This is a genomic window from Variovorax durovernensis (genome assembly GCF_977011995.1).
On record NZ_CDRNCW010000001.1, the window covers coordinates 6,116,771 to 6,142,298 of the forward strand.

Here is a 25,528-nt window from a genome sequence, read left to right on the forward strand (position 1 = left end):
GATGCGCATCCTGGTCATCGAAGACGAACACAAATTGGGCGACTACTTGGTCAAGGGCCTGACCGAGAGCGGCTTCGTGGTAGACCTCGCGCGCACGGGCATCGAGGGGCGCAGTCTCGCGCTCGATGGGGACTACGACCTGCTGGTGCTCGACGTGATGCTGCCGGGCATCGATGGTTTTGCCGTCCTGGAGGCCGTACGCAAGGCCAAGTCGATGCCCGTGCTGATGCTCACGGCCCGCGACGAGGTGGCCGACCGGGTGCGCGGACTGCAAAGCGGCGCGGACGACTACCTTGCCAAGCCTTTTGCGTTCTCCGAATTGCTCGCGAGGATCCAGGCCCTCCTGCGGCGCGGCAAGCTCCATGAGGTGTCCAACTACGCGCTCAGGGACCTGAGCCTCGATGTGGTGGCGCGCAAGGCGACGCGCAACGGGCACCGCCTGGAGCTGACCGCCAAGGAGTTCGCGTTGCTGACCTTGCTCATGCGCCGCCAGGGCAATGTACTGTCGCGCACGCAATTGGCCGAGCAGGTGTGGGACATGAATTTCGACAGCGACACGAACCTTGTGGAAGTGGCGATCCGGCGATTGCGCAGCAAGATCGACGATCCTTTTGAAGAGAAGCTGCTGCACACGGCGCGCGGCATGGGGTATGTGCTGGAGAGCCGGCAGGGCAGCGGATCGTGAACGCCGTCGAAACCATCGGAGGATCCAGCGCCGCAGCCGACCTCGCGGTCATCAAGCCGGCGGCAACCGATGCTGCCTCCAACACCGAAGGCACAGGCTCCATCCAGGCTGCGCTGTCTCGCTGGTTCGCGGCGCAGGCATTGATCGGCCTCAGCCTTGTATGCGTGGCGATCTACGCGGTCACGGCTTGGAGCTTTCAGGTCAAGCAGGCCAGCGAGTTCGAGCGCCAGTCCGAGCTGATCCGGCACCTGATCCAGGAGTCGCGTGGCGACCCAGGGCCAGACGGGTTGCGCCACAAACTGGATGATTTCTTCCTCACGCACGCCGAAATCAGCTTGGTGCTGCGCCGCGGCGACGAGACCATCTACTCGACCACGCCCACCCGGGCATCCGCGCGCTGGCTTTGGAAGCCGAAAGAGGAGCACCAGGCGCAGCCGGGCGACGCCGCCATGCAACTGCAACTCGGCATCGACATCCAGGAGGACTCGCGGCTCCTGAGTCGGCTTGCCTGGACGCTGGTTGGCGCGGTCGTGCTGGGGTCCGCAATGATCGCCCTGACCGGTGCGCTGCTGGTGCGCCGGGGCCTGAAACCCTTGAAGAAGCTGATTCAGCAGACCGCGGCCACGGGTCCGGAACACCCGAGCCGGCGCATCGATCCCTCGCCCTATGCATCCGAGATCGCCCCGTGGGTCGCGCAGTTCAACGCGGTGCTGGATCGCGCCGAGCAGGCCTATCAGCAGTTGGAATCGTTCAACGCGGACGTTGCACACGAACTGCGCACGCCGCTGGCCAATCTGATCGGGATGGTGGAAGTGGAACTGGCGCGGCCGAGATCGGTCGAGGAATTGCACGACGCCTTGTTGTCGGCGCTGGAAGAAGCAAGGCGCGTCTCTGCGATCGTGATCGACATGCTTTTCCTGTCCCAGGCGGACCGCGGCGCCGTCGCCCGTCGCTCGGCGCCGGTCAGCTTGGCCGACCAGGTGCGCACGGTGCTGGATTTTCACGAAGCCACGCTCGAAGACGTGGGGCTGAAGGTGCAAGTCAGCGGCGATGCGTGCATCGGCGTCGACGCCGGTCTGGTGCGCCGGGCGTTGTCGAACCTGTTGAGCAACGCGAGCCGGTATGCGGCGCCGGGCTCGACCATCGCGGTCGTGATCGACACCGAGCCTGAAGGCGTCTGGATCAGGGTTGCCAACCGGGGCGAGCCTGTCCCCGCCGACGTGCTGCCCAATCTTTTCAAACGCTTCTTCCGGGCGGAGCGCTCCCGCACCGACTCGTCAGAGCACCATGGGCTGGGCCTGGCGATCGTCGCCGCGATCGCGCGAATGCATGGGGGGCAGACCCGCGCCACCTCCCGATCGGGCGTCACCGAAATCAGCTTCTCTCTGGGGTTGCCCGAAAGCTGATTCGACCTGGGCCGCGCGCTACTTTGACGCGCCATCCGCAGCCCTCAACCGCGCGGGCGTTGCGGATCGTCTTCTTCGATGTCGGCGTCCAAGGCGCCATCGTCGTGCAGCGGGTCGGCCTGCGCATCCCTTGCCGCATCCAGACTCTGGGCGACGAACGACGCAAACGGCTTGATGTCACCCCGGCCGCTTGCCGCATTCAGCGCCGCCATGTACCGATCGCGATCCTCGAGGCGCAGTACTGTCCAGGGAAAGCCGCCCGAGGCCAGCATCGTGTTCATGATGAAGCGCCCGAGCCGGCCATTGCCGTCCATGTACGGGTGAATGAAGACGAACATGAAGTGACCCAGCACCGCGCGCACCGCGGCCGAGCGTTCGTCGCGCAGCAGTTCGAAGAGGACGGGCATCATCTCGCGCACGGCTTCGCGCGGGGGTGGCACATGTTGCGCGTTGCGAATGTAGACCTGATGCCCGCGGTAGCCCGCCAGGTCCGTCGCCGCCAGAAGCCCAGCGGTAACGCTGGGCGCGAACATCGCGCGAAACCAGGCGCCATGATCGCCCTTGAGGACATCACCGGCGTTTGCGCCGCTGAAGATCTTCCGGATGGACACCTTGACCTCGTTGTGCGCCAGCCAGTAGCCGTGCGCCGCCATCGCATCTCTGGACTGCCGGTCCTGCTCGTGGATGTCCTCGTTCCAATCCCCGCCCGCCACGCGACGGATCAGTTCCGGCGTGACTCTGTAGCCTTCGATGGACAGCGAATGGTAGGCATCGGTGACATAGACATCTTCGACCGCCTGCATGAATGCGTCGACGTCGCCCGGCGACCCGGGCTCCTGCTGCGGGAAGTCACCCATCACGTCGTCGCGCATCGAAGCCCACATGAGTCGCAGTCTGGAGACATAGGGAGACTCGATGCGGTCGCCCGGGACAATCCTCGGCGGGATCTCGAACGGATTGAATTCAGTGACCTGGTTGCCCAAAGCGCGCATGAATCCCAGGATGTCGTCCGCGATCGCACCTCGGCCCACCGCCCGGAACGCGCCGGCAAGCCGCCCGGCGATCGTGCTGTGGTTGCCCTCGGCGAGCAGCCGGCTGAGTTCCGATGCATCGCTGATGGACAGCAGCGCGACCTGCGCGTCCTGGGCGGAAGCCCTGAAGAAGTTCTCCGGCGCCTTCAAGAGAGCTTGGGCCAGCGTCATCGTGCGGATGTTTCCGACGCTGTCGCGTCGGTCGGGCCCAGGAAAGTCTCTCGCCTGATAGTCCATCAGCGAGAACCCGTTCGGCAAATCCAACACGCCGTTCTTGCCCAGTGGCGAGTGAATGACAACCTGTTGGGGCAGCAAGGTCGTGCCGGCGTGCAGTTTCAGCGAGTACTCCGCCGATACGCACCAGTCGGCGCCGAACCTGGCGTTGCAATAGGCGGCAATGAAGTCCTTCATTCCAGCAATCCAGGGCGTCGTGTCGCCGGCCTTGGCCGAAGGGCTGGCGGACATGTACCAGCCCTGGATCACCGGCTGGAGATACCTCGCGGCGAGCAGCGCCTCGCGGTCGGTGCGGGAAAACTGGCTCGTGTTGAACACGCCATGGCCCTGCGCCTGAAGCACATGCAGCGCTTCCAGGGCCGTGGCCAACCGCCGCTGCGCAGGGGTGGCTTTACGCGAAACCGAGGTCGGATGGGTTGCCATGTTTCATGCTCGCACAGTCGGCGGGAGGCGCCGATGGCGCTCGATTGCTAGATTCTTATGCCCTTTGGGCGCTAGATTTCATTGTATATTGATTGCTAGATTAAGTTGCTTTTCGAATGCCAGAGATTTATGAGAAGGCGTCGCACCTGATTTCGGCGCCCCGTGCTTCAATCGCAGCGTCGCGCCATGCGCCCCCATCTCATCCTGTCCATGTCCATCGGTCTTGAAGTTCTCATCGGTCACTGGAAGACCGATCCCTTGAGTACCTACAACTCCTGGTTTCTGTGGGAAGAGCGACTGAAGAATTTCCGCTCCATCCGCCGCGGCTTGGCCCAGGTGGTCAAGGACATCGATGCAGGAACCTTCGGCAGTGCATTTCGCGGCTCTTCGCTGGAAACGGTCGTCGGGTCGGTGGCGGAGCAGCGCCAGATCTTCAAGGGCGCCGACCACGCGTTTCTCTGGAAGCCGAAGCTGCGCATTCCCGACATCTACGAGAACGCCGCCAATCAGCATGCCTTCGCCCGACTGCTACATGCCTGCGACTGCTGCGACAACGCCGAAGAGGTGGTCGAGGCCATCCGCCGCATTGATGCGCATCGGATCAAGGGCCTCGGGCCGGCTGTGGCGAACCTGCTGTACTTCGTCCATCCCACGATCGTGATGCCGTTCAACACGGCGATCGTGAAAGGCTACAACGCCGTCACAGGCAGCAACGTCAAGCTCGGCAAGTGGGACCACTACCTTTCCATGCGCGAGGGCTGCCTTCGGCTGAACGCGCAGCACCGCCGGCTGTTGTCCAACGACATGGGAGCACTGGCGGGATTGCTCTTCGACATCGGCTCGGGCCGATACACGGCGCCGCCGCGCGGCGACGACGTCGCAGCCGTTCAGGGCTGGGAGGCCGACCTCGAGAAGGTTCGCGAAGATTCTGCGGCCGCTCACAAGCGCTGGGCGGCGGAGCGCGAGAGCGACGCAACCCACACGCAAATCCAGGGATGGCTGCGCGACCTGGGCAAGTCGCTCGGCTTCGGGGTCTGGATCGCCTCCAACGACCAGGGACGCAGCTATGCGGGTGGTCGGCTCGGCGACGGTTGCCTGACGCAACTGCCCGCGGGCGCTCAGCCCGGCCTGGATTCGGTCCGTTTGATCGATGTGATCTGGGTGGAGGCTGACGGTTCGAAGATCGCTGCGGCCTTCGAGGTGGAGCACTCGACCTCCATCTACTCGGGCATCGTGCGGATGCTGGACCTAGCGCTGGGCACCGCGCTGGGCGTCGGCGTGTCGATGTTCCTGGTGGCGCCCGATGCGCGGCGCGAGGATGTCCGGCTTCAACTACGCCGCCCGGCGTTCTCGCGCGTCGCCGAGCTCGGCATTCGTTATCTGCCCTACAGTGAACTTGGGGCGCATCGCGACGCGATCGGGCGATTCGGCTCGGGCTTAAAGCCGCTGAGCGAGATCTCTCACTCGCTGTAATCGAGCCTTTCGATGACAGGGGAGAACAGCTCCTCCCTTCGAGAAGAAGGCGCCACTCCCCGCAAGGCCAGCGATCATCAACGCGCCATGGCTCGGCATGCGGCAGCACAATCCTTGCAGGCCTTGGCGCACGCCTTGCAATGCTCTGCCTGGTGCTTCTCACACTCTGCGCCGCAGGCGTCGCAGATGTCCGCGCACAGTGCGCATATGGCCTTGGCATGTTCACTGCCGCGGGCCATCGCGGCCGCCGCAAACTGGCAGGCGGCGGCGCAGTCGATGTCAAGGGCGATGCACCTTGACATCATCTTGACGTTATCTTCTTTCAGGCACGCGGACGCGCAATGATTGCAGGCAGTGGCGCAGCCGTTGCAGGCCTCGATGCATGCGGTATAGCTCTCATGTGACATTGTCGGCTCCTTTGAGTGAATGCCGGTGGCCCGGCTACGAATGGGCTGTCGCGACCCGACATCCCTGGACCGTCTGCTGCCGCCTCCTTCTAGCAACTTGGCCGTTGCGAAGTCCGACAGCATTGGATTGATGGTGGTTACTTGGGGGTGCCGCCTTGACCGGGATCTCGATGTGGGCGCGCCTCGCGAGCAGCAGCTCTTCCCTCTCCTGTGGCCTCGGGCCGTGTCGTCTTCTTCACGCCCGAGCCTTCGCCCTCGGCGGTGCTGCCATCCTTGATCGGCTTGGTTCCCGTCGGCTTCGCGCTCTTCTTGGCTTCTGCTGCGATCTGCGGCTTCGTATTCGTCTGCGGGACCGCCTCGGACGTGTGGTTTTGCGCGATGGCAGCGCCCGAGAACAGAACGGCAGCGCCGAATCCGATGAGCGCGCTCTTGAGAGTGAGGGTTTTGCGTTGAGGGATCATGTTCTGGCTTGTCATGAAAAACTCCTTTGGTCGTTACCGGCATTCCGGCGAATAGGACATCCATCCTTTGAGGAAAGCTGTCGCAACCACTCTAGGACGCGGCTTTGGCGGCAGCCGGACGCGGGCATTACAGTTACGCAATCCGCTCGCGCACGCGCAGGATTGCCGCAGGTAATTTCGCGCGTGGTATCCAGAGGAGACTGCGGCCAAGTCATTGCGCTTCCTGATGAGTGCGGGGCGATGGCCCTGTGAGCTGTTCGAACTCCGCCGGCGAAAGCTCTGGCAATCGCTGCAGGAAGGCCACCATCGACCACAAGGTCTGATCGTCGTGGGTGCGCCCCCAGGCCGGCATGCCGGTCATCTTGACCCCGTGCTTGATCGTCCAGAATGCTTTCGCAGGGTCATGAACCCCATGCGCGTAGAGATTGGGCGGCTGCGGATTCAACCCCTTGCGCAAATCGGAGTCGTCCTTGCCGGGCGCCAGGTGGCATTGAACAAACATCTGTGCGTACTGCTTCGCACCCGCCGCAACCATCTGCGGAGCGTCGAGGTCGGGCGCAGGGACTCCTTGCGCACGCGCAGAGATCGAGCGCTCGCGCATTGAAGTCAGGGCGGAAGCGACGAGGCGGGAGTGCTCCTGGTCCGCTGCGACGTTGTATCCACCCGTCCACCAAACGCCCACGAGTCCCGCCGCGGCAACCACGATCGCAGCCGCCGCCCCGGCAAGCATCGTTGAGATCAGTTTCGACATGGTTTGCTCCAGTCAAAACCAGAACCTCACGCCGGCCACGATTTGCGTGTCTCGAACGCGTTCACCCGCTTGTCTTGCATAAGCCGCCGTGTTGCCGAACTTCTTCGTCCAAGTCAATCCGATATAGGGGGCGAACTGTCTTGTTACCTCGTAGCGCAGACGCAGCCCCAGCTCCATATCGGACAGCCCGGAGCCGACGCCCCGCTGCGGATCGTTCTTGCTATAGAAGTTGGCCTCGAGCTTGGGTTGGAGAATCCATTTCTGGGTCAGAAGCAATTCGTAGCGCAGTTCAAGACGGGCTGCGAGCGCGCCGCCCGACCCCACATATGCCGTCGCTTCTGTTTCGAACCAGTACGGAGCCAGTCCTTGCACACCGAACGCCAGCCAACTGCGCGAGTGGCCTCCGCCGCCGTTGTCGTGCCGCACACCCAACTGCGTGCTCCAGAATGTGGCAATGGCATGGTCCCAGAGCGCTTCCGTGCGGAAGACGTCGAGGCGGCCTGCACGGCGCTCTCCCTCAGCTTTGATCCAAAGCTTGTTGTAGTCGCCGCCGTACCAAGCCTCGACGTTGAGGTTCTGGCCACGAGCATCCCGACCCTTTGCATACTCCAGTTCGTTGACGAGGACCCGCCCATAGCGCCCGTCATCCGCCATGTCCATTCCGGGCATGGCCATTTTGGGCATTCCCTCTGCATAGGCGTCCGGGTCGCGCGCATCGGGAGGGGGACTGCCGCCTTGCATGGGGCCCATGCTTGGTGTGGGGCCCATGTCCATGCCAGGCACGTCCTTCATCCCGGAGCCGCCGTGCTTCATTCCGGGCATGTCCTTCATGCCGGAGCCGCCGTGCTTCATTCCGGGCATGTCCTTCATGTCGGAGCCGTCGTGCTTCATTCCGGGCATGTCCTTCATGTCGGAGCCGTCGTGCTTCATTCCAGGCATGTCTTTCATGTCGGAGCTGCCACCCCTCATTCCGGGCATTCCCTGCATCTGTCCATGATCCATCGTCGCTGGGGTGGATCGAGGCTTTTTCTTCTTGGTTCGCTCTTTTGGAGGTGTCGCCGGCGCAGCCTTGTTGGATGCACCTTCCTTCGACTTGGGACCGGACATGCTTGTCCCCATCCCAGGCATGTCGTCCATGTGCTTGGACGCATCGCTCTGTGCGATCGCAGGAATGGTGAAGCAGAGAAACGACGATGCGATTGCAACGGCGATGCTGCTGCGCGCAAGTTTGATCTGAAGCTGGTTCATGACACGTGCACCTCGCGAAACATGCCTGCTTCCATGTGGTACAGCAGATGACAGTGATAAGCCCATCGCCCCATGGCGTCCGCGGTCACACGGTAGGTCACGCGCTGAGCGGGCTGGACATTGATCGTGTGCTTGCGAGCCAGAAACTCGCCAGTGGGAGATTCCAGTTCGCCCCACATTCCATGCAGATGAATCGGGTGATTCATCATCGTGTCGTTGACAAGAACCAATCGAAGCCGCTCGCCGAAACGGAAGTGCACAGGCTTCGATTCGGAAAACTTCTGCCCATCGAACGACCACATGAAACGCTCCATGTTGCCGGTGAGATGAAGTTCGACGTCGCGGCCGGGCTCCCGGCTGTCGATCGGTCCTCCGATCGTGCGAAGGTCGGCATAGGTCAATACCCGCCGACCGTTGTTGCGAAGGTTGATACCCGGGTCGTCAAGATTCGTTCGCGGCATGTCCACGTGCATGTCCACGCCCGGGCCGTACTCTGTGCGGGCGTGGCGCACGCGGGGTGGCTTCAATGCAGGTTTGCCGTCGCCGCCCATATTCATTCCCGCCATGCTTGAGTGGTCCATGCCCTGCATGTCCCCCATCTCCTGCATGCCGGCCATCCCGCCCTGGCCCTTGGCCGAATCCATCGCCCCCATTGACCCCATGGCGCCCATCATGTCGGTCATCGTCAGCCAACTGGGCTTGTCCACCTCGGGGACAGGGGCCTGCATTCCGACGCGAGGCGCAAGCGTGCCGCGCACAAAATTGGTCCGGTCGATCGATTGCGCGAACAGGGTGTAAGGCTTGTCGTCGGGCGGCTCCACGATCACGTCATATGTTTCGGCAACAGAGATCCGAAACTCATCCACTGTCACGGGATGAACGTCCTGACCGTCTGCGGAGACCACGGTCATCTTCAGTCCCGGTATGCGAACGTCGAAGATGGTCGTGGCTGATCCGTTGATGAACCGCAGGCGCACCTTCTCGCGAGGTTTGAAGATGCCGGTCCAGTTGTGATCGGCAGTCTTGCCGTTGAGAAGGTAGCGTGCAGCGCTGCGCAGTTGGGTCGTACCGGTGAGATCCCCGAGGTCGGTCGGGACCATGCGCATGCGGTTCCACATCTTTCGCTTTTCTAGCGCCCCTTGAAGACCCATCTCGGCGATGTCTCGCTTGAAGTCGCCAAGCGTGGGTTGGTTGAAGTTGAAGAACCCGCTCATGACCTTCAGTTTCCTGAAGAGTTCTTCGGGTATGCCATCCGTCCAATCCGAAAGCAGCACCACGTGCTCGCGGTCTGTTCTGAAGCGGGCGCCATCTCGGGCGTCGATCACGATGGGCCCGTACAGACCCGTTTGCTCCTGGAATCGGGAATGACTGTGATACCAGTAGGTGCCGGTCTGCTTGACCGGAAAGCGATAGACGAAGGTCTCGCCGGGCGCGATACCGTTGAAGCTCAAGCCCGGCACGCCATCCATTTCCGCAGGAACCAAGATGCCGTGCCAATGGATCGAACTTGCGACCGGTAGTCGATTGGTCACGCGCAGTGTGACCGTGTCGCCTTCGCGCCATCTGAGCGTCGGCGCCGGGATCTGACCGTTGACCGTTGTCGCAATGCGTGCCTGTCCTGTCAGGTTGACGGGTGTTTCGGCAATCTCAAGGTCAAATTCAGTCCCGTGCAGTTCCGTGCGTTCGATTGGCGCAGCAGCGGCAGCCCAAGTCAGTGAATGCGGCAGTGCCAATCCTCCGATCACGCTGCGAGAGCCCAGATCCATCAAAAAATTTCGGCGATCGATGCCGCTTTGCTGTGGCTTCATGGTGCGTCCTCCATTGGTCCACTTCCGCCGACTCCAGCCGGGGCGCGAGGATCACTCGGCGTAGCTGAGAGCCGCCAACAGCGAGGCCTGATGCCAGGTCTTCGTGGGCTGGGGATTCCGCGTGAAGGAGTACCCACGCGCGTAGGCCCGGTCCTGGTGAGATTCGATGAATAGAGCATGTGATCCTCGAAGATTCATGGCTGGGATGCGTCGCGATTCCCCGAGAACGGGAGGGCGACGACCGGCAATGCGAAGCGCTCAGCCTCAGACCGCGAGGTCGAAGGCGAACAGGGACTTCAGGCCCGAGGCGGGCGTTCGAGGAGGGGCGGGAAGACGGTGGTTGGCAGAAAGCGGGGCTCCGCCAGATCCGCCGCCGGCAGAGACTGGATGCGAACGATAGAGGTATTGGGCATCAACGCCACCGCATGGCACGCTCCGCAGGTCCCGCATTTGTGTGCAGTGCCTGAGTCGCCGTCATGGTGCGTCATGTCCTCATCGTCCATGCCCTGGAAGTGTGTGGGATCAGGCGCAGAGGCATTCGAGTGCTCGTGCGGATCCGCTTGATTCGCCGCCGCGGGCCCCGCATGCTCGGTCTCACACAAGGCCATAGAGGCTGCCGCGTACCCCTGGAACGGTACGACGAACATGAGTGCCCAAAGGAGCAAAACCCGAATGCAGGACATGCAGCAACGGCCTTGGTGATCTGGTCGAGGGCCGACCCGATTTGTAGCTCGAATGATTGGCAACTGGCCAGTTGCCGTCTGTCAGATAACAGCTGAATCGGGCGTGAGATCGGCCGAGCACGACCATGCAGATGACATAACTGTAATCTGCGCGTGCGGTAACTCACGGACCCGCGGCCTAAAGTTGGCACATCGGAAAGACAAGTCACGCGCTGTTCATTTCCGGAAATGCCAACCCTCTGACTGCAAAGGACCCCGAACATGAAGACTTCCCTCAAGACCTCCCTGACGCTGGCCGCATTGCTCGGCGCGATCGCCGGCCCCGCACTGGCCGGTAACTATGCCGAAGGCGATCCTCGTCCGGCGCCGCTGACGTCGAGCACCAGCCGCGCAGCCGTGGCTGCGGACACGCAGCGCTGGCTGCAAAGCTCGGTAGACCAGGGCTACCCCGAAGGCAATCCACGCGCCGTCGTGAGCGTGTCCTCCAACACCCGTGCGACGGTCCAGGCGGACACGCTGGCCTGGATGCGCTCGGGTCTGGCCGCCGCCACCAACGGTGAAGCGGGTGCGGACACGACTCGCCCTGCCTATCGACAAGCTGCTGCCGCATACGCACGCCTGCGCGGTGAGCAGCCGGAGTTCGGCACGCCGGTGGAGCGCCTCACCCAGCAGGGCCAACTGCCGGACGCACCGGCGACCATGCGCCGCTGAGCGACCTTGCCGTCGGGCGACGGCAAGGCAACTGAGCGCCGACCACGACGCGATCGTCCACCGCAAGCCGCACATGTCGCCACGGCTTGCCCCGTTGTCTGAGCAACAGGCCTAGAATTCGCGGAACCACTTCCCAAGCACTGACTCCATCAGCAGCGTTCCACGCGTCCTCCCATGCTCGTCACCGCAAACCTCTTCACACGGCTCACCGGCGCACCACGCGTTGGGGGTGTGGTCGTGTCGGTATTGCCACAGGTGCAGCGATGACACGCGAACTTGTGCGGATGGTGGCTCGTGGACTGATCGGCCTGCTGCTGTTCTCGCAGTTGGCGATTGCCGCATACGCCTGCCCCGCGCTCTCCGCGGGTCTGGCCGGTGGTTCGTCCACCGAGATGTCGATGGCGCAAGACGCTGTCGCTGCAACAGACGACGCCCGTGACTCGGCCATGCAAGGATCGCCCTGTGCTGACATGGTCGGCGCGACGGACACGGCTTCCGGCAACCTGTGCGCCGAGCACTGCAAGTATGGCCAGCAAAGCGACCATGCGTCCACACTGACGGTCCCCGCGGTGTTGCTGTCGGCCCTCTACCCCATGACCCCCTGGGTGCCTGAGACGGCATCCCCGCCGCATCCTGCGGCGGCTTCCTTGAGTGCACTGGTTGCGGCATCTCCACCGCACGCCATCCTGCACTGCGTCTACAGAACTTGATCGCCTGACCGACCTTGTGCCGACGGCCCGTTGTGGGCCGGTACGGCGCGTCGGTCGTGCCTTGCCGTGTTCGTCGAGCTGTGCTCGGCGCGCCGGCGCGGCCCGACAACCTACTCGCAGGTTCGTCAGGAGATTCCATGTTCCCCATTCCTTTTCCGGCTGCGCCGATCGTGCGATCCGCGCGCCGCCCCGTTCGCCTTCTGGCGGTAGCGCTGGCGCTGTGCGCAAGCACCGTCGGCCTGAACGCCCAGGCACAGCAAACGCTTTCCCTCGACGCGGCGCTGCGGCTCGCCGAGGAGCGCTCGCGCCAGCTCGTCGCGCAGGATGCGGCCGCCGGCGCCGCACGCGCCATGGCCGTGGCCGCCGGGCAACTGCCCGATCCCGTGCTCAAGGCTGGCATCAGCAATCTGCCCGTCAACGGAAGCGATCGCTTCAGCCTCACGCGCGACTTCATGACGATGCGCTCGATCGGCGTGATGCAGGAATTCACCCGCTCCGACAAGCGCCAGGCCCGCGCGGCGCGCTTTGACCGGGAAGCCGAGGTCGCCGAAGCGGGCCGCGCTCTGGCCTTGGCCAACTTGAGGCGCGACACCGCGATCGCCTGGCTTGATCGCTATTACCAGGGGCGGATGCGGGAACTGCTGCAAACCCAACGCGCCGAGCTGAACCTGCAGATCGAGAGCGCCGACGCCGCCTACCGCGGTGGCCGCGGCACGCAGGCCGATGTGTTCACGGCGCGCTCCGCATTGGCGCAACTGGACGACCGCATCCTCGCGCAAGAGCGCCAGATCGCCACGGCCCAGACGCGTCTGGCGCGCTGGGTCGGGCCGGGCACCTCTCAGCCCGCGACGATGCTCCCGGATCTGGGCTCCGTGCGCCTGGATGCCCCCAATCTGGAGGCCCAGATCGGTGAGCACCCGCAGATCGCGCTGATGGCACGGCAGGAAGCGGTGGCGCGCGCGGAAGCCGACGTTGCGCAAAGCAACAAGCGATCCGACTGGAGCGTCGAGCTGATGTACAGCCAGCGGGGGGCGGCCTACTCGAACATGGTGTCGCTGAACCTGTCGATCCCGCTGCAGTTGGATCAGAAGAATCGCCAGGATAGGGAGCTCGCGGCCAAGCTGGCGGCGGTCGAGCAGTTGCAGGCTCAGCGTGAGGAAGCGACGCGAGAGAGTGCCGCCGAAGCGCTCTCATGGTTGCAGCAGTGGCAGAGCAACCGCAAGCGGCTCGCCCTGTACGACAGCTCGCTCATCCCGCTCACCGCCGAACGCACGCAAGCGGTGCTGGCTGCCTACCGCGGCGGTGCGGGCACCTTGAGCGCCGCGCTCGAGACACGACGCATGGAGATCGACACGCGCTTGGAACGCCTTCGCCTCGAGATGGAGACCGCTGCGCTCTGGGCCCAGCTCGAATTCCTGATTCCCGCCACCCATCCGATGCTCGATACCGGCCCGTCGGCGGCCGCGGGCGAGACCAAGGAACCGCAGAAATGAAAACAAGACCTCTCCTCATTGGCCTGATCGCTGCAGCAGTCCTTGCCGCAGCAGCCTTCGGTGCCTACACCTTCGGGGTTCAGCGCGGCAAGAGCCTGGGACCGTCGTCCGCCTCCTCGGGGGACCCGTCGATGGCCACACCGTCAGCGGGTGCAACGGCTGCTCCCGCAGCCTCTCCCAACGAAACCGGCGAAGACGCAACACGACGCCACATCGCAGCAGGCCTGAAGGCCGGCGACACCGACCCGACCAACGGCAAGAAGATCCTCTACTACCACGACCCCATGGTGCCGGGGAACAGGTTCGACAAGCCAGCCAAGTCGCCCTTCATGGACATGATGATGTCACCCGTCTACGCAGGCGGCGATGGCGACCAGAACAGCGTGACGGTGAGCGCGCGCGTGCAACAGAACCTGGGCGTGCGAACCGCTGTTGTGTCCGAGGGCACCGTGTCGCCGCAAGTGACCACGGTCGGCAGCATCGCCTTCAACGAGCGCGACCAGGTCATCGTGCAGGCCCGGGCGACCGGGTATGTCGAACGTCTGAACGTCCGTGCCACGCTCGATCCGGTGAAAAAAGGCCAGGCGCTGGCCGAGCTCTACGTTCCGGAATGGATCGCGGCGCAGGAGGAATTCCTGTCGGTGCAGCGCATGCGCGGCACGGACCTGGCCTCGCTGATCGACGGCGCGCGCCAACGCATGCGCCAGGTCGGCATGAACGATGGACAGATCGAGCTCGTCGCACGCAGCGGCCGCACGCAACCGCGCATCACGCTGGTCGCGCCCATCGGCGGCGTCGTCACGGAGTTGGCCGCGCGCGAAGGCATGACGGTGAGCGCCGGCACCACGCTGTTTCGCATCAACGGCCTGGCCACCGTCTGGGCCAATGCCGAAGTGCCCGAGAGTCAAGCGGCGCTGGTGAGACTGGGCGCCAGGGTGCAGGCCAGAACGCCTGCCTCGCCCGGCGAGACCTTCGACGGCAAGGTGCAGGCCATTCTTCCCGATGTGAATCCAGCGACGCGCACCCTGAAGGCACGCCTGGAGCTGGCCAATCCGACCGGCAGGCTGGTACCCGGCATGTTCGTGTCGATGCAGTTCACGGACATGCGTGCCGACAAGGCGCTGCTGATCCCGACCGAAGCCGTCATCCAGACGGGCAAGCGCGCGGTTGTCATGCTGGCGGAGGACAACGGCCGGTTCCGCCCGGTCGACGTCGAGATCGGTCTTGAAGGCGGCGGCCAGACCGAAATCAAGCGCGGGTTGCAGGCCGGTCAGCGCGTCGTGGTGTCGTCGCAGTTCCTGATCGACTCGGAAGCCAGCCTCAAGGGCGTCGAGGCGCGTCTGAATGCCACGCCCACCGCTACAGCGCCTGCAGCCGCCACTCCCGCCGCACCGGCTGCAGGAACTCCAAGGCATGTGGGCGAAGGCAAGGTGGAAAGCATCACCAAGGACGCGATGACCTTCTCGCACGGCCCGATTTCTACGATGAAGTGGGGCGCAATGACCATGGAGTTCAAGCTGCCGCCCGGCGGCGCGCCGGGCACCCTGAAGCCCGGCGACCGCGCGAGCTTCGAGTTCTTCATTGATACAGACGATCTGCCTCAACTCACCCGCGTGACGCCCGTGACGACGGCTCCCTCGGCAAGCGCCGCTGCGGACCCCAAGGCCCCTTCAGCGTCTACGCCTGTGTCGCCCGCAACCCCGGGAAGCAAGCCATGATCACCAAGCTCATTCGGTGGTCCATCGCCAATCGCTTCCTGGTACTGCTGGCGACGCTGATGATCAGCACCTGGGGCGTGTATTCAGTAATGCGTACGCCGCTCGACGCGCTGCCGGACCTCTCGGACGTGCAGGTCATCATTCGCACGACCTATCCGGGCCAAGCGCCGCGCATTGTCGAGAACCAGATCACCTACCCGCTGACCACCACCATGCTGTCGGTGCCGGGGGCCAAGACGGTACGCGGCTATTCCTTCTTCGGGGACTCGTTCGTCTATGTGCTGTTCGAGGACGGAACAGATCTGTACTGGGCGCGCTCGCGGGTTCTGGAATACCTGAACCAGGTGCAGTCACGCCTGCCGGCGGCTGCCAAGGCCTCGCTCGGCCCCGACGCCACCGGGGTGGGGTGGATCTATCAGTACGCGCTGGTCGACCGCGGCGGCACACAGGACGCCTCCCAGTTGCGCGCCTTGCAGGACTGGTTCCTCAAGTACGAACTCAAGACCGTGCCCAACGTGGCCGAGGTCGCCTCGATCGGCGGCATGGTGCGCCAGTACCAGGTCGTGCTCGACCCCGAGAAGCTCGCCGCCTACCGGATCCCGCACACCAAGGCGGTGGAGGCGATCCAAAAAGCCAACCAGGAAACCGGCGGCTCAGTGCTTGAGCTCGGCGAGGCGGAATACATGGTGCGGGCCTCGGGCTACCTTCAGGGGCTGGAGGATTTCCGCAAGATCCCGCTGATGACGACCGACGCCGGTGTGTCGGTGCGCCTGGGCGACGTCGCGCGCATCCAGGTCGGACCTGAGATGCGCCGCGGTATCGGCGAGCTCGATGGCGAAGGCGAAGCCGTCGGCGGCGTGATCGTGATGCGCTCGGGCAAGAACGCGCGGGAGACCATCACCGCCGTCAAGGAAAAGCTCCAGACCCTGCAGGCCAGCCTGCCCCAAGGCGTGGAGATCGTGCCGACCTACGACCGCTCCAACCTGATCGAGCGCGCGGTGCGCAACCTGGGCTTCAAGCTGCTCGAGGAATTCATCGTCGTCGCGGTGGTGTGTTTCATCTTCCTGTTCCACCTGCGTTCCGCATTCGTCGCGATCGTCTCGCTGCCGATCGGTATCCTGGCGGCCTTCATCGTGATGCGCTACCAGGGCGTCAATGCCAACATCATGTCGCTCGGCGGTATCGCCATCGCCATCGGCGCGATGGTGGATGCTGCGGTGGTGATGATCGAGAACGCCCACAAGCACATCGAGAAGTGGAGGCACGATCACCCGGACCAGACGCTGCGCGGGGAAACCCATTGGCGCGTGATCGCCGACTCGGCCGCCGAGGTCGGGCCCGCGTTGTTCTTCTCGCTGCTCATCATCACGCTGTCGTTCATTCCCGTCTTCACGCTGGAAGCCCAGGAGGGACGCATGTTCTCGCCGCTGGCCTTCACCAAGACCTACGCGATGGCCGCCGCGGCCGGACTCTCGGTGACACTGATCCCGGTGCTGATGGGCTACCTGATCCGCGGCAGGATTCCCGATGAGAAGACCAACCCGTTGAACCGGCTGCTCATCGCCGTCTATCAGCCGCTGTTGAACACGGTGCTGCGCTGGCCGAAACTGACGCTGTCGGGCGCCATGGTCGTGCTGGTGCTGAGTCTGTGGCCGCTGCAGCACATCGGCGGCGAGTTCATGCCGCGTCTGGACGAGGGCGACCTGCTCTACATGCCCTCGGCGCTGCCAGGGCTGTCGGCGGGCAAGGCCGGCGAGTTGCTGCAGCAGACCGACCGGCTGATCAAGACGGTTCCCGAAGTGGCGAGCGTCTACGGCAAGGCCGGGCGCGCGGAGTCGGCGACCGATCCGGCGCCGATGGAGATGTTCGAAACGACCATCCAGTTCAAGCCGCGCGAGCAGTGGCGCGCCGGCATGACGCAGGACAAGTTGGTCGAGGAGCTCGACCGCATCGTCAAGGTGCCCGGCCTGACCAACATCTGGGTGCCACCGATCCGCAACCGCATCGACATGCTGGCCACTGGCATCAAGAGCCCGGTGGGCGTGAAGGTGGCGGGCACCGACCTCGCCACCATCGACCGCATCACCGGTGAGATCGAGCGCGTCCTCAAAGACGTGCCGGGCGTGTCGAGCGCCTTGGCCGAGCGACTTACCGGTGGCCGCTACGTGGACGTGAACATCAAGCGCGACGAGGCGGCGCGATTCGGCATGAACATCGCCGACGTGCAATCGGTCATCGCCTCGGCGGTGGGCGGCGAGAACATCGGCGAGACGGTCGAAGGCCTGCAGCGTTTCCCGATCAACGTGCGCTACCCGCGTGAGATCCGCGACTCGCTGGAGCAACTGCGCTCGCTGCCGGTCGTCACTGAGCGCGGCGCGCGGCTGGTGCTCTCCGACGTGGCGGACATCCGCGTCACCGACGGGCCGCCGATGCTGCGCAGCGAGAACGCTCGGCTGTCTGGATGGGTCTACGTGGACATTCGGGGACGGGACCTGCGTTCGGCGGTGCAGGACATGCAGCGCGTCGTTGCGAAGGAGGTGAAGCTGCCGCCGGGCTACGCGGTGTCATGGTCAGGCCAGTTCGAGTTCCTGGAGCGTGCCACGGCGAAACTGAAGGTGGTGGTGCCGTTCACGCTGCTGATCATCTTCGTGCTGCTGTACCTGACCTTCAGGCGCTTCGACGAAGCCCTGTTGATCATGGCGGCGCTGCCGTTCGCGCTGGTCGGGGGCATCTGGCTGCTCTACCTGCTCAGCTACAACCTGTCCGTCGCCGGTGCGGTCGGCTTCATCGCGCTCGCGGGTGTGTCGGCGGAGTTCGGCGTGATCATGCTGCTGTACCTGAAGCATGCCTGGGACGAGCGCATCGACGAGGGCAAGACAAGCACGGCTGACCTGCTGGACGCGATCCGCGAAGGTGCGGTGCTGCGCGTGCGACCCAAGGCCATGACGGTGGCGGTCATCCTGGCGGGCCTGTTCCCGATCATGTGGGGAACAGGTACGGGCTCGGAGGTGATGCAGCGCATCGCCGCGCCGATGGTGGGCGGCATGATCACGGCCCCGTTGCTGTCGATGTTCGTGATCCCCGCGGCGTACCTGCTGATGCGGCGGCAGCGCGAAACTCGCGAGCGGCACACGCCTCGCCGCACGTTCTGGAGAAAAGGTCATGGCCCAGCCTGATCGCCCGCGGCTGCGGCGCGCTCTCTTTGGCGCTGTGGTGCTCCTGTCCCTGTCCCTGGCTTTGTTCGGCACGGCAGCGCAGGCGTCGATGCCTGTTTCGCAGGACGAAGGACGGACGGCACGCGCGGTCACTCCAGTCACGACGGGACCTGTTGCTGTCGCGGTCATGGGCATGGCCACCATGCCTGTGGTCATGGATGCCATGCCTTGCGCGCTGTGCTACAGAGCCTCTGCGCCATCGCTGCACGAGGTCGGCGGCGAATGTCGCGAACATGAGGCCACGGCGTGGCCGGTGCATGTGGCGCCGGTACCGGACGGGGAATATTTCGACGCGGGAGGTCGGCACGTACGGTTGCCAGTGCGCATCCTGTACTGCCGGTGGCTGGATTGATCGGTGGTTAGCGAGCGTCACGGCTCGCGTTTGTTTCCTTCCGATCAATTCCAGGAGTTCATCATGAAAAAGTCATTCCTTATCCTCATCAGCGCCCTGACCTTGGGAGTCGCCTCGCCCGCTCTGGCGGGACCCGATTTCCAGGCCATCGAGAAAGCGCGCAAAGCCCAGCAGGTCGCGGCATCCGAACGTCGCGCCGATACGCTGGCCGGTAAAGGCTCGCCGAACTGCCCGCCGCCGCCACTCGTGCTGCCGCTGGACCATGGTCCGCGCGCACTGACCACGCCGGGAGAGAACCGCTGGCGCAAGGCACGGTACGAAGCACAGTTGAAGACGTGCAAGAACTTGCCGTCGTAGTGCTTTGGGCGCCCGGCGAAAACCCGCGGCTTCCGGGCGCCGAAGCGCAAGCGCTGTTGGTCGAAGCCGAACGCGTCTTCGCGGGTCTCAGCTCGACGGGCGCTTTCTCAAAAAGCACATTGCAGCAACAGCGCATTACAGCCAACCTTCCGGCGCGAATTCGCTGGTGAGCAACAACCAGATCTTTTGCCAGAATTCCGACTCGGGTTCGTCTGGATGAATGGGGCCCTCGCCGCCGGCCGGTGTGATCCATTCGAGTGTCTGTCCGTCGGACAGCCGTAATTGATGCGCCGCCTGCATCTTGGACAACACAGCCAGGCGAGCAGCATCTTCGGCAACTTCCGCAACATGGATCGCCAACGCGCTTTCGGTGTTGATGCGATCAGAGCGTGGGTCGAAATTCATCGACCCGACGAACAACTCCTTTCTGTCGATCACCAGCGATTTGGTATGCAATCCCCCCACGGACAGTCCAAAGAGCTTGCGCTGCTCTTCGCGCCCGGCGCGCTGTGGGCTCAACTCGAACAGTGCAACACCGGCAGTCAGGAGCGCTGGTCTATAGCGCCGATAGGCCCCGTGTACGAGCGGCTGATCGGTCGAAGCGAGTGAATTGGTCAACACGCTGACCTTGACACCCCGGCGAGCCGCTTCGGCGAGGAGGTCCACGCCGGCTCGCCCCGGGATGAAATAGGGTGAAGTAAGCAATATCTCCCCTGATGCGGCACGGATGTGTTCCAAGGCGTTGAGCCTCACGAGGTTAGAGCCATGCTCTTGTCTTCCCTGGGTCTGTGATGCGGAAAGCGCCTTGCCAGGCAGATCCGCGTAGGATTCCCCGTCGCCCCACGCCAGATGCACACGGCCGGCAGCGAACTCCTTCGCCACCGATGAGCGGCCCAGCGCGTCGGGTGCATCGGCACCAGCCAGCGCCGGAGCCGATGCAGACTGGGTCAGCGCCTCGAAGCGATCGCGTAGCGCGTGCGCGGGCGCTGAACGTGCGGCGACGTATTCGATTGGCACAGTGGCGGCGCTGTTCCAGTAGAGGTCGAACTGGCGAGACATGTCACCGACGACTTCTCCCGCAGCCAGCACGTCCAGGTCGATGAAGTTGCCCGCGTCATTGCGCGTGAAGTATTCATCGCCAATGTTGCGCCCCCCGGTGATCGCCCAGGCTGCGTCGGCGACGAACAACTTGTTGTGCATCCGATGATTCAAGCGCCCAAAGAAGAATGGCGATGCCGCGAATCGAGCGAACACGCCGCCAGCCCTTAACGCGAATGGGTTGAAAAGCCGCACCTCGACGCGCTCGTGCGCGGCCAGGCAGGCCAGCAGTTCGTCCTGACCCTGTGTGTATAGATCGTCGATCAACAGGCGCACCCGAACTCCCCGCGCCGCGGCATCTCGCAAGGCCCGCATCATCTCGCGACCCGTGGAGTCGGATTGAAAGATGAAGTACTGCAGGTCCAACGACCGCGTGGCCAATCGCGCAAGCTCAAGGCGTGCCTGCAGCGCGTCCGGCCCGGAGGGCAGCAAACGAAAGCCACTGGCTCCTTGCGCCGCGCGTGAGGCTTCTACCACCTTGGACAGCGGTGCGTCTGCCATGGCGGCAAGTGTGTGAGTGGGCGACGACAGAGGCGACGGGGGCAACCCGAGGCAGCCGGACAAGGCGAGCAAGGTGCTCGCCATCGCAACGCGCCAAAGGGGAATCAGTCTGTTCAAAATCTGTTGCCTCATGTCGAGCGGTTTTGTCGCACAGGTGAGGTTGGAGAGCGCGACTATCGAGCAAGCCGAGGAATTTAAGCCGAGTTTCGGCAAACGCGGGCCGCGTTCGCTGAAAAAGACGCGCTACCTCTCCCGGATGCTGACTCCTCTCTCTTTGATCCTAGCAAGATGATGATGCGCTGCGCTCCATGCAGCGCGAAGAAGTGCATTCAAGCGATTGAGAGCATGAAAAAGCGATACCGCCATTCGATCGTTCCAGACACAGGTGCGACGGCAGATGAAGTATTTGTAATCCACCTGTGCGGCCATCGACGGGTTGGATTTCTAGACTGACGACAGGGAGATCAACCGACGGCCTACCGAGCGCATCCGGGCTGTCATGGCTTTCTGGCCCGGCATGCACTCACACGGTCAAAGGAGAGTGTCATGTCGTCAAAACGTATAGGTTCAGCGCTTGCCATGGTCATTGGCGCAGTTGTTCTCGTGCCCCCGACCTACGCGGAGCCGTCCCACTTCGCGCCAACGGAAGCGGGGGTGGTCTACCACCCCGAGCATGCAGGGCCGGCCAAACCCCGAGCCCAGATCACCGCAGAACTCGAAACCGCTCAGAAGCATCCGTTCTGGACATGGGCGAGTCGCTATGGCGCCCCATGGCCTGTCGCCAAGAGCGGTCCGGGCAAGACACGCGATGAAGTTCGAAAAGAGACCCTTCAGGCGATGCGAGACGGCACCATTCCGTCCGGCGAAAGATAATCGCAAGCGCACCTGCTGAGTAACAACTGAGGAGATCTGCCTCCTCAGCAGGTGTCACATCGATTGCCGTGCTCGCTTGCCACGAGCCCGGAGAGTGGCGCGGAGGACTGCGGAGCGCGAGGTTGCACGCGTGTGCTATGGACTGCAACAGTCTTGCTGCCCTTGGATTGGCGGGCATTTCACCGAACCGAACGAACAGAACACACAGCAGTCGCCGGATTTCGGACGAAGCAAGATCTTGCAGTTCTCGCATTCGTAGAAGAACTGGCAGGCGTCCACAGGCATCTCCTCACGCTTCGCGTGGCCGCAGTGTGGACATGTCAGCACGGACTCGAGAATAACTGCGCTGTGCACGCCTTGTCTTCTCGTCATCAGTGCGCGCTCCCAATCTCGCAGCCATTCCTACCGCATCGCTTGCGCGCTGGCGACAGAAGATCCCACAGCGATACGCCAACCATCGAGCCCAGCCCGGCGTACAACAACTCGGCGGTCCACCATCGGCCGAAGAAGAGCAGCATTGCCGCGAGCACCGTCGTCGGACCGATCATGCCCATCAAGCCGCGATGCCACTGACGATGGCGATACCAGCCGATGGCATTCGCCACCAGGGCAACGCCGGCGAACAGTGGCAGCAGGGTGGAGAGAAACAGGCCTTCGTAGCCGCTGAAGATGCCAAGGCCTGTCGCAGCTCCCAGGCTTGCCAGGGCTGGGAAACACGCTGGGCATGCTGCGGCCGAGACAATGCTGCCCAAAGCGCCGGCCTTGTCGGCCATCCGTGCGATCCATTCCATCGAGTGCATCCATGTCTTTCGAGGAGTCCACAATACTTCCGTAGTCAAGTACGGAGTCAAGCGACATGGACCAATTAAGCATCGGCGTATTCGCGCAGGCCGCAGGGGTCAACGTGGAGACCATCCGGTTCTATCAACGCAAGGGTTTGCTGCCGCAGCCGGACCGGCCTTACGGCAGCATCCGGCGATACGGCCAGAAAGATGTGGCAAGAGTCCGGTTCGTGAAGTCTGCGCAGGGCCTGGGTTTTCGCCTCGACGAAGTGGCCGGATTGTTGATGTTGGAAGATGGCACGCATTGCGGCGATGCTCGACAACTCGGGGAGCAAAAACTTGCCGATGTGCGTGCGAAACTGGCGAACCTTCATCGTATCGAAGCGGCCTTATCGACATTGATTGACGACTGCTGCACGAATGGCACAAACGTATCCTGCCCATTGATCACTGCGCTGGACAAGTAGCCTCTGTGGGTAGCAACGGGCATCGCCGCCGAGGATCGATGCGCGGCTTCGCTCTATCGCATCGATCCGCAGCAATCAACTGAAGGAGCTTCGCTGTCAACTCTGCAAGGCATTCAGCAATGGGCGCGGCGTATCAAGCGGGATGCAGTGACGCTGTGGTTCGCCTATCGGCATCCAAAAACCCCTTGGCACGTCAAGGCGCTTGCCGCATTCGTCGTCGCCTACGCTCTCAGCCCGATCGACTTGATCCCGGACTTCATTCCCGTGCTGGGGTATCTGGACGATGCGCTCTTATTGCCCGGCCTGATCTGGCTGACGATCCGACTGCTGCCTCGGGAAGTCCTCGCTGACTGCCGCGCCACGGCAGATGAATGGATGAGCCGTGGCGCAGGCAAGCCGCAAAGCCTATGGGGCGCTGCGCTAATTCTTGCGCTCTGGATTGGCGCGGGCGTCATGCTGTGGCGATGGCTTCGGTGATCTTCATGTCAGGCACTCGAGATATGAGGTAAGAGCGGTGCGATGGCGACTGCGATGCCGTTTCACTCCTATCTGACGCAGGCGGGTGTCCTCGACTTCAGCGTGCGCGCTGGGGCCGCAGGTTCGTGACGAATCCAATGAGCGCCACAGCCAGAACCGCGAGCTGCGCGCTCACGGTCTGCCAGGACGGATAGATCCCGAGGAGCTCGATGCGTGGCACCGGAGCGGGGTAGACGCTCAGAAGCCCGGCCTCCTGGAGTCCTGCCACCCCCTTGCCGGCCAGGACCACGGCGAGCACTGCCACCAGCAGCGAGCTGGCCGCGAAGAACTTCCCAATCGGCAGCCGCGCACTGGTGCGCAGCAGAACCCACGCGATGGCTCCCAGCGCCACAAATCCAGCAGCGAGGCCGGCGAGCAACGGCAAGCCATTGCCGTCGGTCCAGAGTGCGGCGAAGAAAAGCACTGTCTCGAAGACTTCTCGATAGACCGCGATGAATGCGAGCGAAAACAGGAACCATGCCGTGCGCTGGTTCAGGGCGTTTGAAAGCTTCTCCTTGAGGTAAATTTGCCAGCGTCCTGCGACGCTCTTCTGATGCATCCACATGCCGACCCCGAGCAGGACGATGGCGGCGAACAAGGATGAAAACCCCTCAGTGAGTTCGCGGCTCGCGCCGCTGACGCTGACCAGGTACGTGGCAGCGAACCAGGTGAGTCCGCCAGCCGCAAGAGCCAGAACCCACCCGGCATGCACGTAGCGCAAGACATCCTGGCGCTCGGCCTTGCGCAGGAACGCAATCATCGCGACGACCACCAGCAGGGCCTCCAAACCTTCGCGCAGCAGGATGGTCAATGCCGCCAGAAAGGTGGTGAGGGCATCGTCTTCGCTGGGCTGCAATGCAGCGTCCGCCTGGTCGAGCAGCGACCGAAGCGATTGCCCGGCGTTTTGCACCTGGGTCTGGGTGCCCGTGGCGATGGCCGCTCGGTAGGCGCCCATGGCTGTTTCGATGCGTGCGAGCAAGTCCGCACTCCGTGCGCGCAGAACCGGCTCGAGCGGCTCGAAGCCGTCCAGGTATGCGGACAAGGCCAGCTTGCTCGCGCGTGCCCGATCCCCTTGTTCAAAGGCGGTCGCACTCTCGGCAAGCTTGGCTTGGGCTGCTGCGGTGCCTTGCTGCGACACAGCCGACTCCTGGGGATGCGCCCGCAGAAAAGCGAGGAGCGCGGGCGCAGACTTGGCGCTCACCTTCGTGGCGAGCGCGCTTTCAGACAACTGGGCAAGCGCGTCCAGCCCAACTACGGCGCCCCTGGCCTGACGATCCTCACGCCACTGCGCGGCGCCAGCGGTGCGATCCGCATCGGAATACGACAGCCCGCCCACGAAGAAGGCCAGCGCCCAGCGGTCCTCGTCGGACAGGGTGTCCTTGAAGCTGGCCATGGCCGTCCCCTGAACGCCCCGTGTCATCACTTGGTACAGCGCGAGCGGTGATCGATTGCGTGAACGCTCCCGGTCCGAGAAATTGGTGGGATGCGGGTCAAGGCGGGCGGCGAGCGGCCCGTCGCCAGTGCCCTGGGCGCCGTGACAGGCGGCACAGGTCGACTGGAAGAGCGTCGCACCCCGTGCGAGATCCGGCATCTTCGTCGGCGAGAGCGGGAAGGGGTAAGCCTTGACCAGCGCGGCGGCCAGCGCGTGAGCTGCGTTGGCCACAACCTTCGGATCGGACTTGGCCGTGATAAGCGCGCTCAGCTTGCCGGCCTGATCGACCAGTCCTGGAAGTTGCGGCGTGCTCGGAAGCGCCTCGAGTTGTCGTGCCGCAGTCGCAGCGAACTCCTGCATTTCCGCGTATTCCGAGGCGCTCTCGACCTTGCCGTCGCGCACAGCGCCGCCGTAATCGACTGCGAGGTAGTCGAGCAACTGCCAGGTTTGCTTGGCTTTGTCGGAGGTCGACTCGTCCGCCGCTTGGGCGGGCAGGCACACCAGTACGAGCAGGGTGACCAGCGCCCATAGGCGGACGCGGGGAAGAACAGGGCGCATCATTTTGTTGGAGTAAAAATATGAAGGATTCGCATTCAGATCGTATCGCGCATGTTCCCCACGGGCTTGCGGAACAGCGAGAACCACAGGCATCTGATCGCCTGCTTTATCGAAACTGCGTGCAGGGAGTGCCGG

At 63.7% G+C, this 25,528-nt stretch carries 23 protein-coding genes; 13 read left to right on the top strand and 10 right to left on the bottom strand.

Going from position 1 to position 25,528, the window contains the following annotated elements; genetic code table 11:
• Window position 1: 1 nt before the first annotated feature.
• Window positions 2–685: a heavy metal response regulator transcription factor gene (locus tag ACWV14_RS28935; protein ID WP_454905116.1), complete on the top strand. Its 684-nt coding sequence runs from the start codon at window positions 2–4 to the stop codon at window positions 683–685.
• Entirely contained in the window at window positions 682–2,091 is a 1,410-nt protein-coding gene (locus ACWV14_RS28940; protein ID WP_454905118.1) for a heavy metal sensor histidine kinase, read from the top strand. Before ACWV14_RS28935 ends, ACWV14_RS28940 begins: the two co-directional genes overlap by 4 nt.
• Before the next feature lie 44 nt (window positions 2,092–2,135).
• Here the strand turns inward: ACWV14_RS28940 and ACWV14_RS28945 are convergent, their stop codons facing one another.
• On the bottom strand, window positions 2,136–3,779 hold the full coding sequence (locus ACWV14_RS28945) for a Fic family protein (RefSeq protein ID WP_454905120.1): 1,644 nt from the start codon (window positions 3,777–3,779) through the stop codon (window positions 2,136–2,138).
• A 210-nt stretch (window positions 3,780–3,989) separates the two neighbouring features.
• Between ACWV14_RS28945 and ACWV14_RS28950 the strand changes: the two genes are divergently transcribed.
• The gene (locus tag ACWV14_RS28950; protein WP_454905122.1) at window positions 3,990–5,252 is read left to right on the top strand and encodes a type II restriction endonuclease; all 1,263 of its coding nucleotides are present in this window, start codon (window positions 3,990–3,992) and stop codon (window positions 5,250–5,252) included.
• 77 nt (window positions 5,253–5,329) lie between these two features.
• Here ACWV14_RS28950 and ACWV14_RS28955 read toward each other — a convergent pair whose 3' ends face one another.
• The 5 genes from ACWV14_RS28955 to ACWV14_RS28975 all read right to left on the bottom strand — a co-directional run bounded on the left by ACWV14_RS28955 (window position 5,330) and on the right by ACWV14_RS28975 (window position 9,927).
• Complete coding sequence (locus ACWV14_RS28955; RefSeq protein WP_454905124.1) at window positions 5,330–5,659, bottom strand: four-helix bundle copper-binding protein; 330 nt, start codon at window positions 5,657–5,659, stop codon at window positions 5,330–5,332.
• Between the two features lie 137 nt (window positions 5,660–5,796).
• Window positions 5,797–6,135 carry a hypothetical protein gene (locus tag ACWV14_RS28960; protein ID WP_454905126.1) on the bottom strand — a complete coding sequence of 113 codons (339 nt, stop codon included), beginning with the start codon at window positions 6,133–6,135 and terminating at the stop codon, window positions 5,797–5,799.
• Between the two features lie 196 nt (window positions 6,136–6,331).
• Window positions 6,332–6,871 carry a c-type cytochrome gene (locus ACWV14_RS28965; RefSeq protein WP_454905127.1) on the bottom strand — a complete coding sequence of 180 codons (540 nt, stop codon included), beginning with the start codon at window positions 6,869–6,871 and terminating at the stop codon, window positions 6,332–6,334.
• A gap of 12 nt (window positions 6,872–6,883) precedes the next feature.
• Window positions 6,884–8,119, bottom strand: coding sequence for a copper resistance protein B (locus ACWV14_RS28970; protein ID WP_454905129.1), 1,236 nt, complete (start codon window positions 8,117–8,119; stop codon window positions 6,884–6,886).
• Window positions 8,116–9,927, bottom strand: coding sequence for a copper resistance system multicopper oxidase (locus ACWV14_RS28975; protein WP_454905131.1), 1,812 nt, complete (start codon window positions 9,925–9,927; stop codon window positions 8,116–8,118). The genes ACWV14_RS28970 and ACWV14_RS28975 overlap by 4 nt, the downstream gene beginning before the upstream one ends.
• Window positions 9,928–10,871: 944 nt before the next feature.
• Here ACWV14_RS28975 and ACWV14_RS28980 point away from each other — a divergent pair.
• The 7 genes from ACWV14_RS28980 (at window position 10,872) to ACWV14_RS29010 (ending at window position 19,166) form a co-directional block, all read left to right on the top strand.
• Entirely contained in the window at window positions 10,872–11,321 is a 450-nt protein-coding gene (locus tag ACWV14_RS28980; RefSeq protein WP_454905133.1) for a hypothetical protein, read from the top strand.
• A 263-nt stretch (window positions 11,322–11,584) separates the two neighbouring features.
• Complete coding sequence (locus tag ACWV14_RS28985) at window positions 11,585–12,031, top strand: hypothetical protein (RefSeq protein ID WP_454905135.1); 447 nt, start codon at window positions 11,585–11,587, stop codon at window positions 12,029–12,031.
• A 137-nt stretch (window positions 12,032–12,168) separates the two neighbouring features.
• The gene (locus ACWV14_RS28990) at window positions 12,169–13,524 is read left to right on the top strand and encodes a TolC family protein (RefSeq protein WP_454905137.1); all 1,356 of its coding nucleotides are present in this window, start codon (window positions 12,169–12,171) and stop codon (window positions 13,522–13,524) included.
• Window positions 13,521–15,242, top strand: a complete 1,722-nt coding sequence (locus ACWV14_RS28995) for an efflux RND transporter periplasmic adaptor subunit (protein ID WP_454905139.1) — start codon at window positions 13,521–13,523, stop codon at window positions 15,240–15,242. Before ACWV14_RS28990 ends, ACWV14_RS28995 begins: the two co-directional genes overlap by 4 nt.
• Window positions 15,239–18,418, top strand: coding sequence for an efflux RND transporter permease subunit (locus ACWV14_RS29000; RefSeq protein ID WP_454905141.1), 3,180 nt, complete (start codon window positions 15,239–15,241; stop codon window positions 18,416–18,418). The genes ACWV14_RS28995 and ACWV14_RS29000 overlap by 4 nt, the downstream gene beginning before the upstream one ends.
• Entirely contained in the window at window positions 18,405–18,809 is a 405-nt protein-coding gene (locus ACWV14_RS29005) for a hypothetical protein (protein WP_454905143.1), read from the top strand. The genes ACWV14_RS29000 and ACWV14_RS29005 overlap by 14 nt, the downstream gene beginning before the upstream one ends.
• 63 nt (window positions 18,810–18,872) lie before the next feature.
• Window positions 18,873–19,166, top strand: coding sequence for a hypothetical protein (locus ACWV14_RS29010; protein ID WP_454905144.1), 294 nt, complete (start codon window positions 18,873–18,875; stop codon window positions 19,164–19,166).
• A 135-nt stretch (window positions 19,167–19,301) separates the two neighbouring features.
• Here the strand turns inward: ACWV14_RS29010 and ACWV14_RS29015 are convergent, their stop codons facing one another.
• A complete protein-coding gene (locus tag ACWV14_RS29015) occupies window positions 19,302–20,765 on the bottom strand; it encodes a phospholipase D family protein (protein WP_454905146.1) in 1,464 nt (487 codons plus the stop codon).
• A 546-nt stretch (window positions 20,766–21,311) separates the two neighbouring features.
• Between ACWV14_RS29015 and ACWV14_RS29020 the strand changes: the two genes are divergently transcribed.
• Window positions 21,312–21,638: a DUF4148 domain-containing protein gene (locus ACWV14_RS29020; protein WP_454905150.1), complete on the top strand. Its 327-nt coding sequence runs from the start codon at window positions 21,312–21,314 to the stop codon at window positions 21,636–21,638.
• A gap of 135 nt (window positions 21,639–21,773) precedes the next feature.
• On the opposite strand, the gene ACWV14_RS29025 is transcribed toward ACWV14_RS29020, so the two are convergent.
• Together ACWV14_RS29025 and merC are read right to left on the bottom strand one after the other, a co-directional pair.
• Complete coding sequence (locus tag ACWV14_RS29025) at window positions 21,774–22,010, bottom strand: GDCCVxC domain-containing (seleno)protein (RefSeq protein ID WP_454905152.1); 237 nt, start codon at window positions 22,008–22,010, stop codon at window positions 21,774–21,776.
• Complete coding sequence (merC, locus tag ACWV14_RS29030) at window positions 22,010–22,429, bottom strand: organomercurial transporter MerC (RefSeq protein WP_454905154.1); 420 nt, start codon at window positions 22,427–22,429, stop codon at window positions 22,010–22,012. Before merC ends, ACWV14_RS29025 begins: the two co-directional genes overlap by 1 nt.
• 65 nt (window positions 22,430–22,494) lie before the next feature.
• Between merC and merR the strand changes: the two genes are divergently transcribed.
• Together merR and ACWV14_RS29040 are read left to right on the top strand one after the other, a co-directional pair.
• Window positions 22,495–22,887 (top strand): Hg(II)-responsive transcriptional regulator, encoded by a 393-nt coding sequence (gene merR, locus ACWV14_RS29035; protein WP_454905156.1) that lies wholly within the window; start codon window positions 22,495–22,497, stop codon window positions 22,885–22,887.
• A 93-nt stretch (window positions 22,888–22,980) separates the two neighbouring features.
• The gene (locus ACWV14_RS29040; protein WP_454906110.1) at window positions 22,981–23,364 is read left to right on the top strand and encodes a YkvA family protein; all 384 of its coding nucleotides are present in this window, start codon (window positions 22,981–22,983) and stop codon (window positions 23,362–23,364) included.
• A gap of 97 nt (window positions 23,365–23,461) precedes the next feature.
• Here ACWV14_RS29040 and ACWV14_RS29045 read toward each other — a convergent pair whose 3' ends face one another.
• Window positions 23,462–25,393 (bottom strand): FTR1 family protein, encoded by a 1,932-nt coding sequence (locus ACWV14_RS29045; RefSeq protein ID WP_454912826.1) that lies wholly within the window; start codon window positions 25,391–25,393, stop codon window positions 23,462–23,464.
• Window positions 25,394–25,528 lie beyond the last annotated feature (135 nt).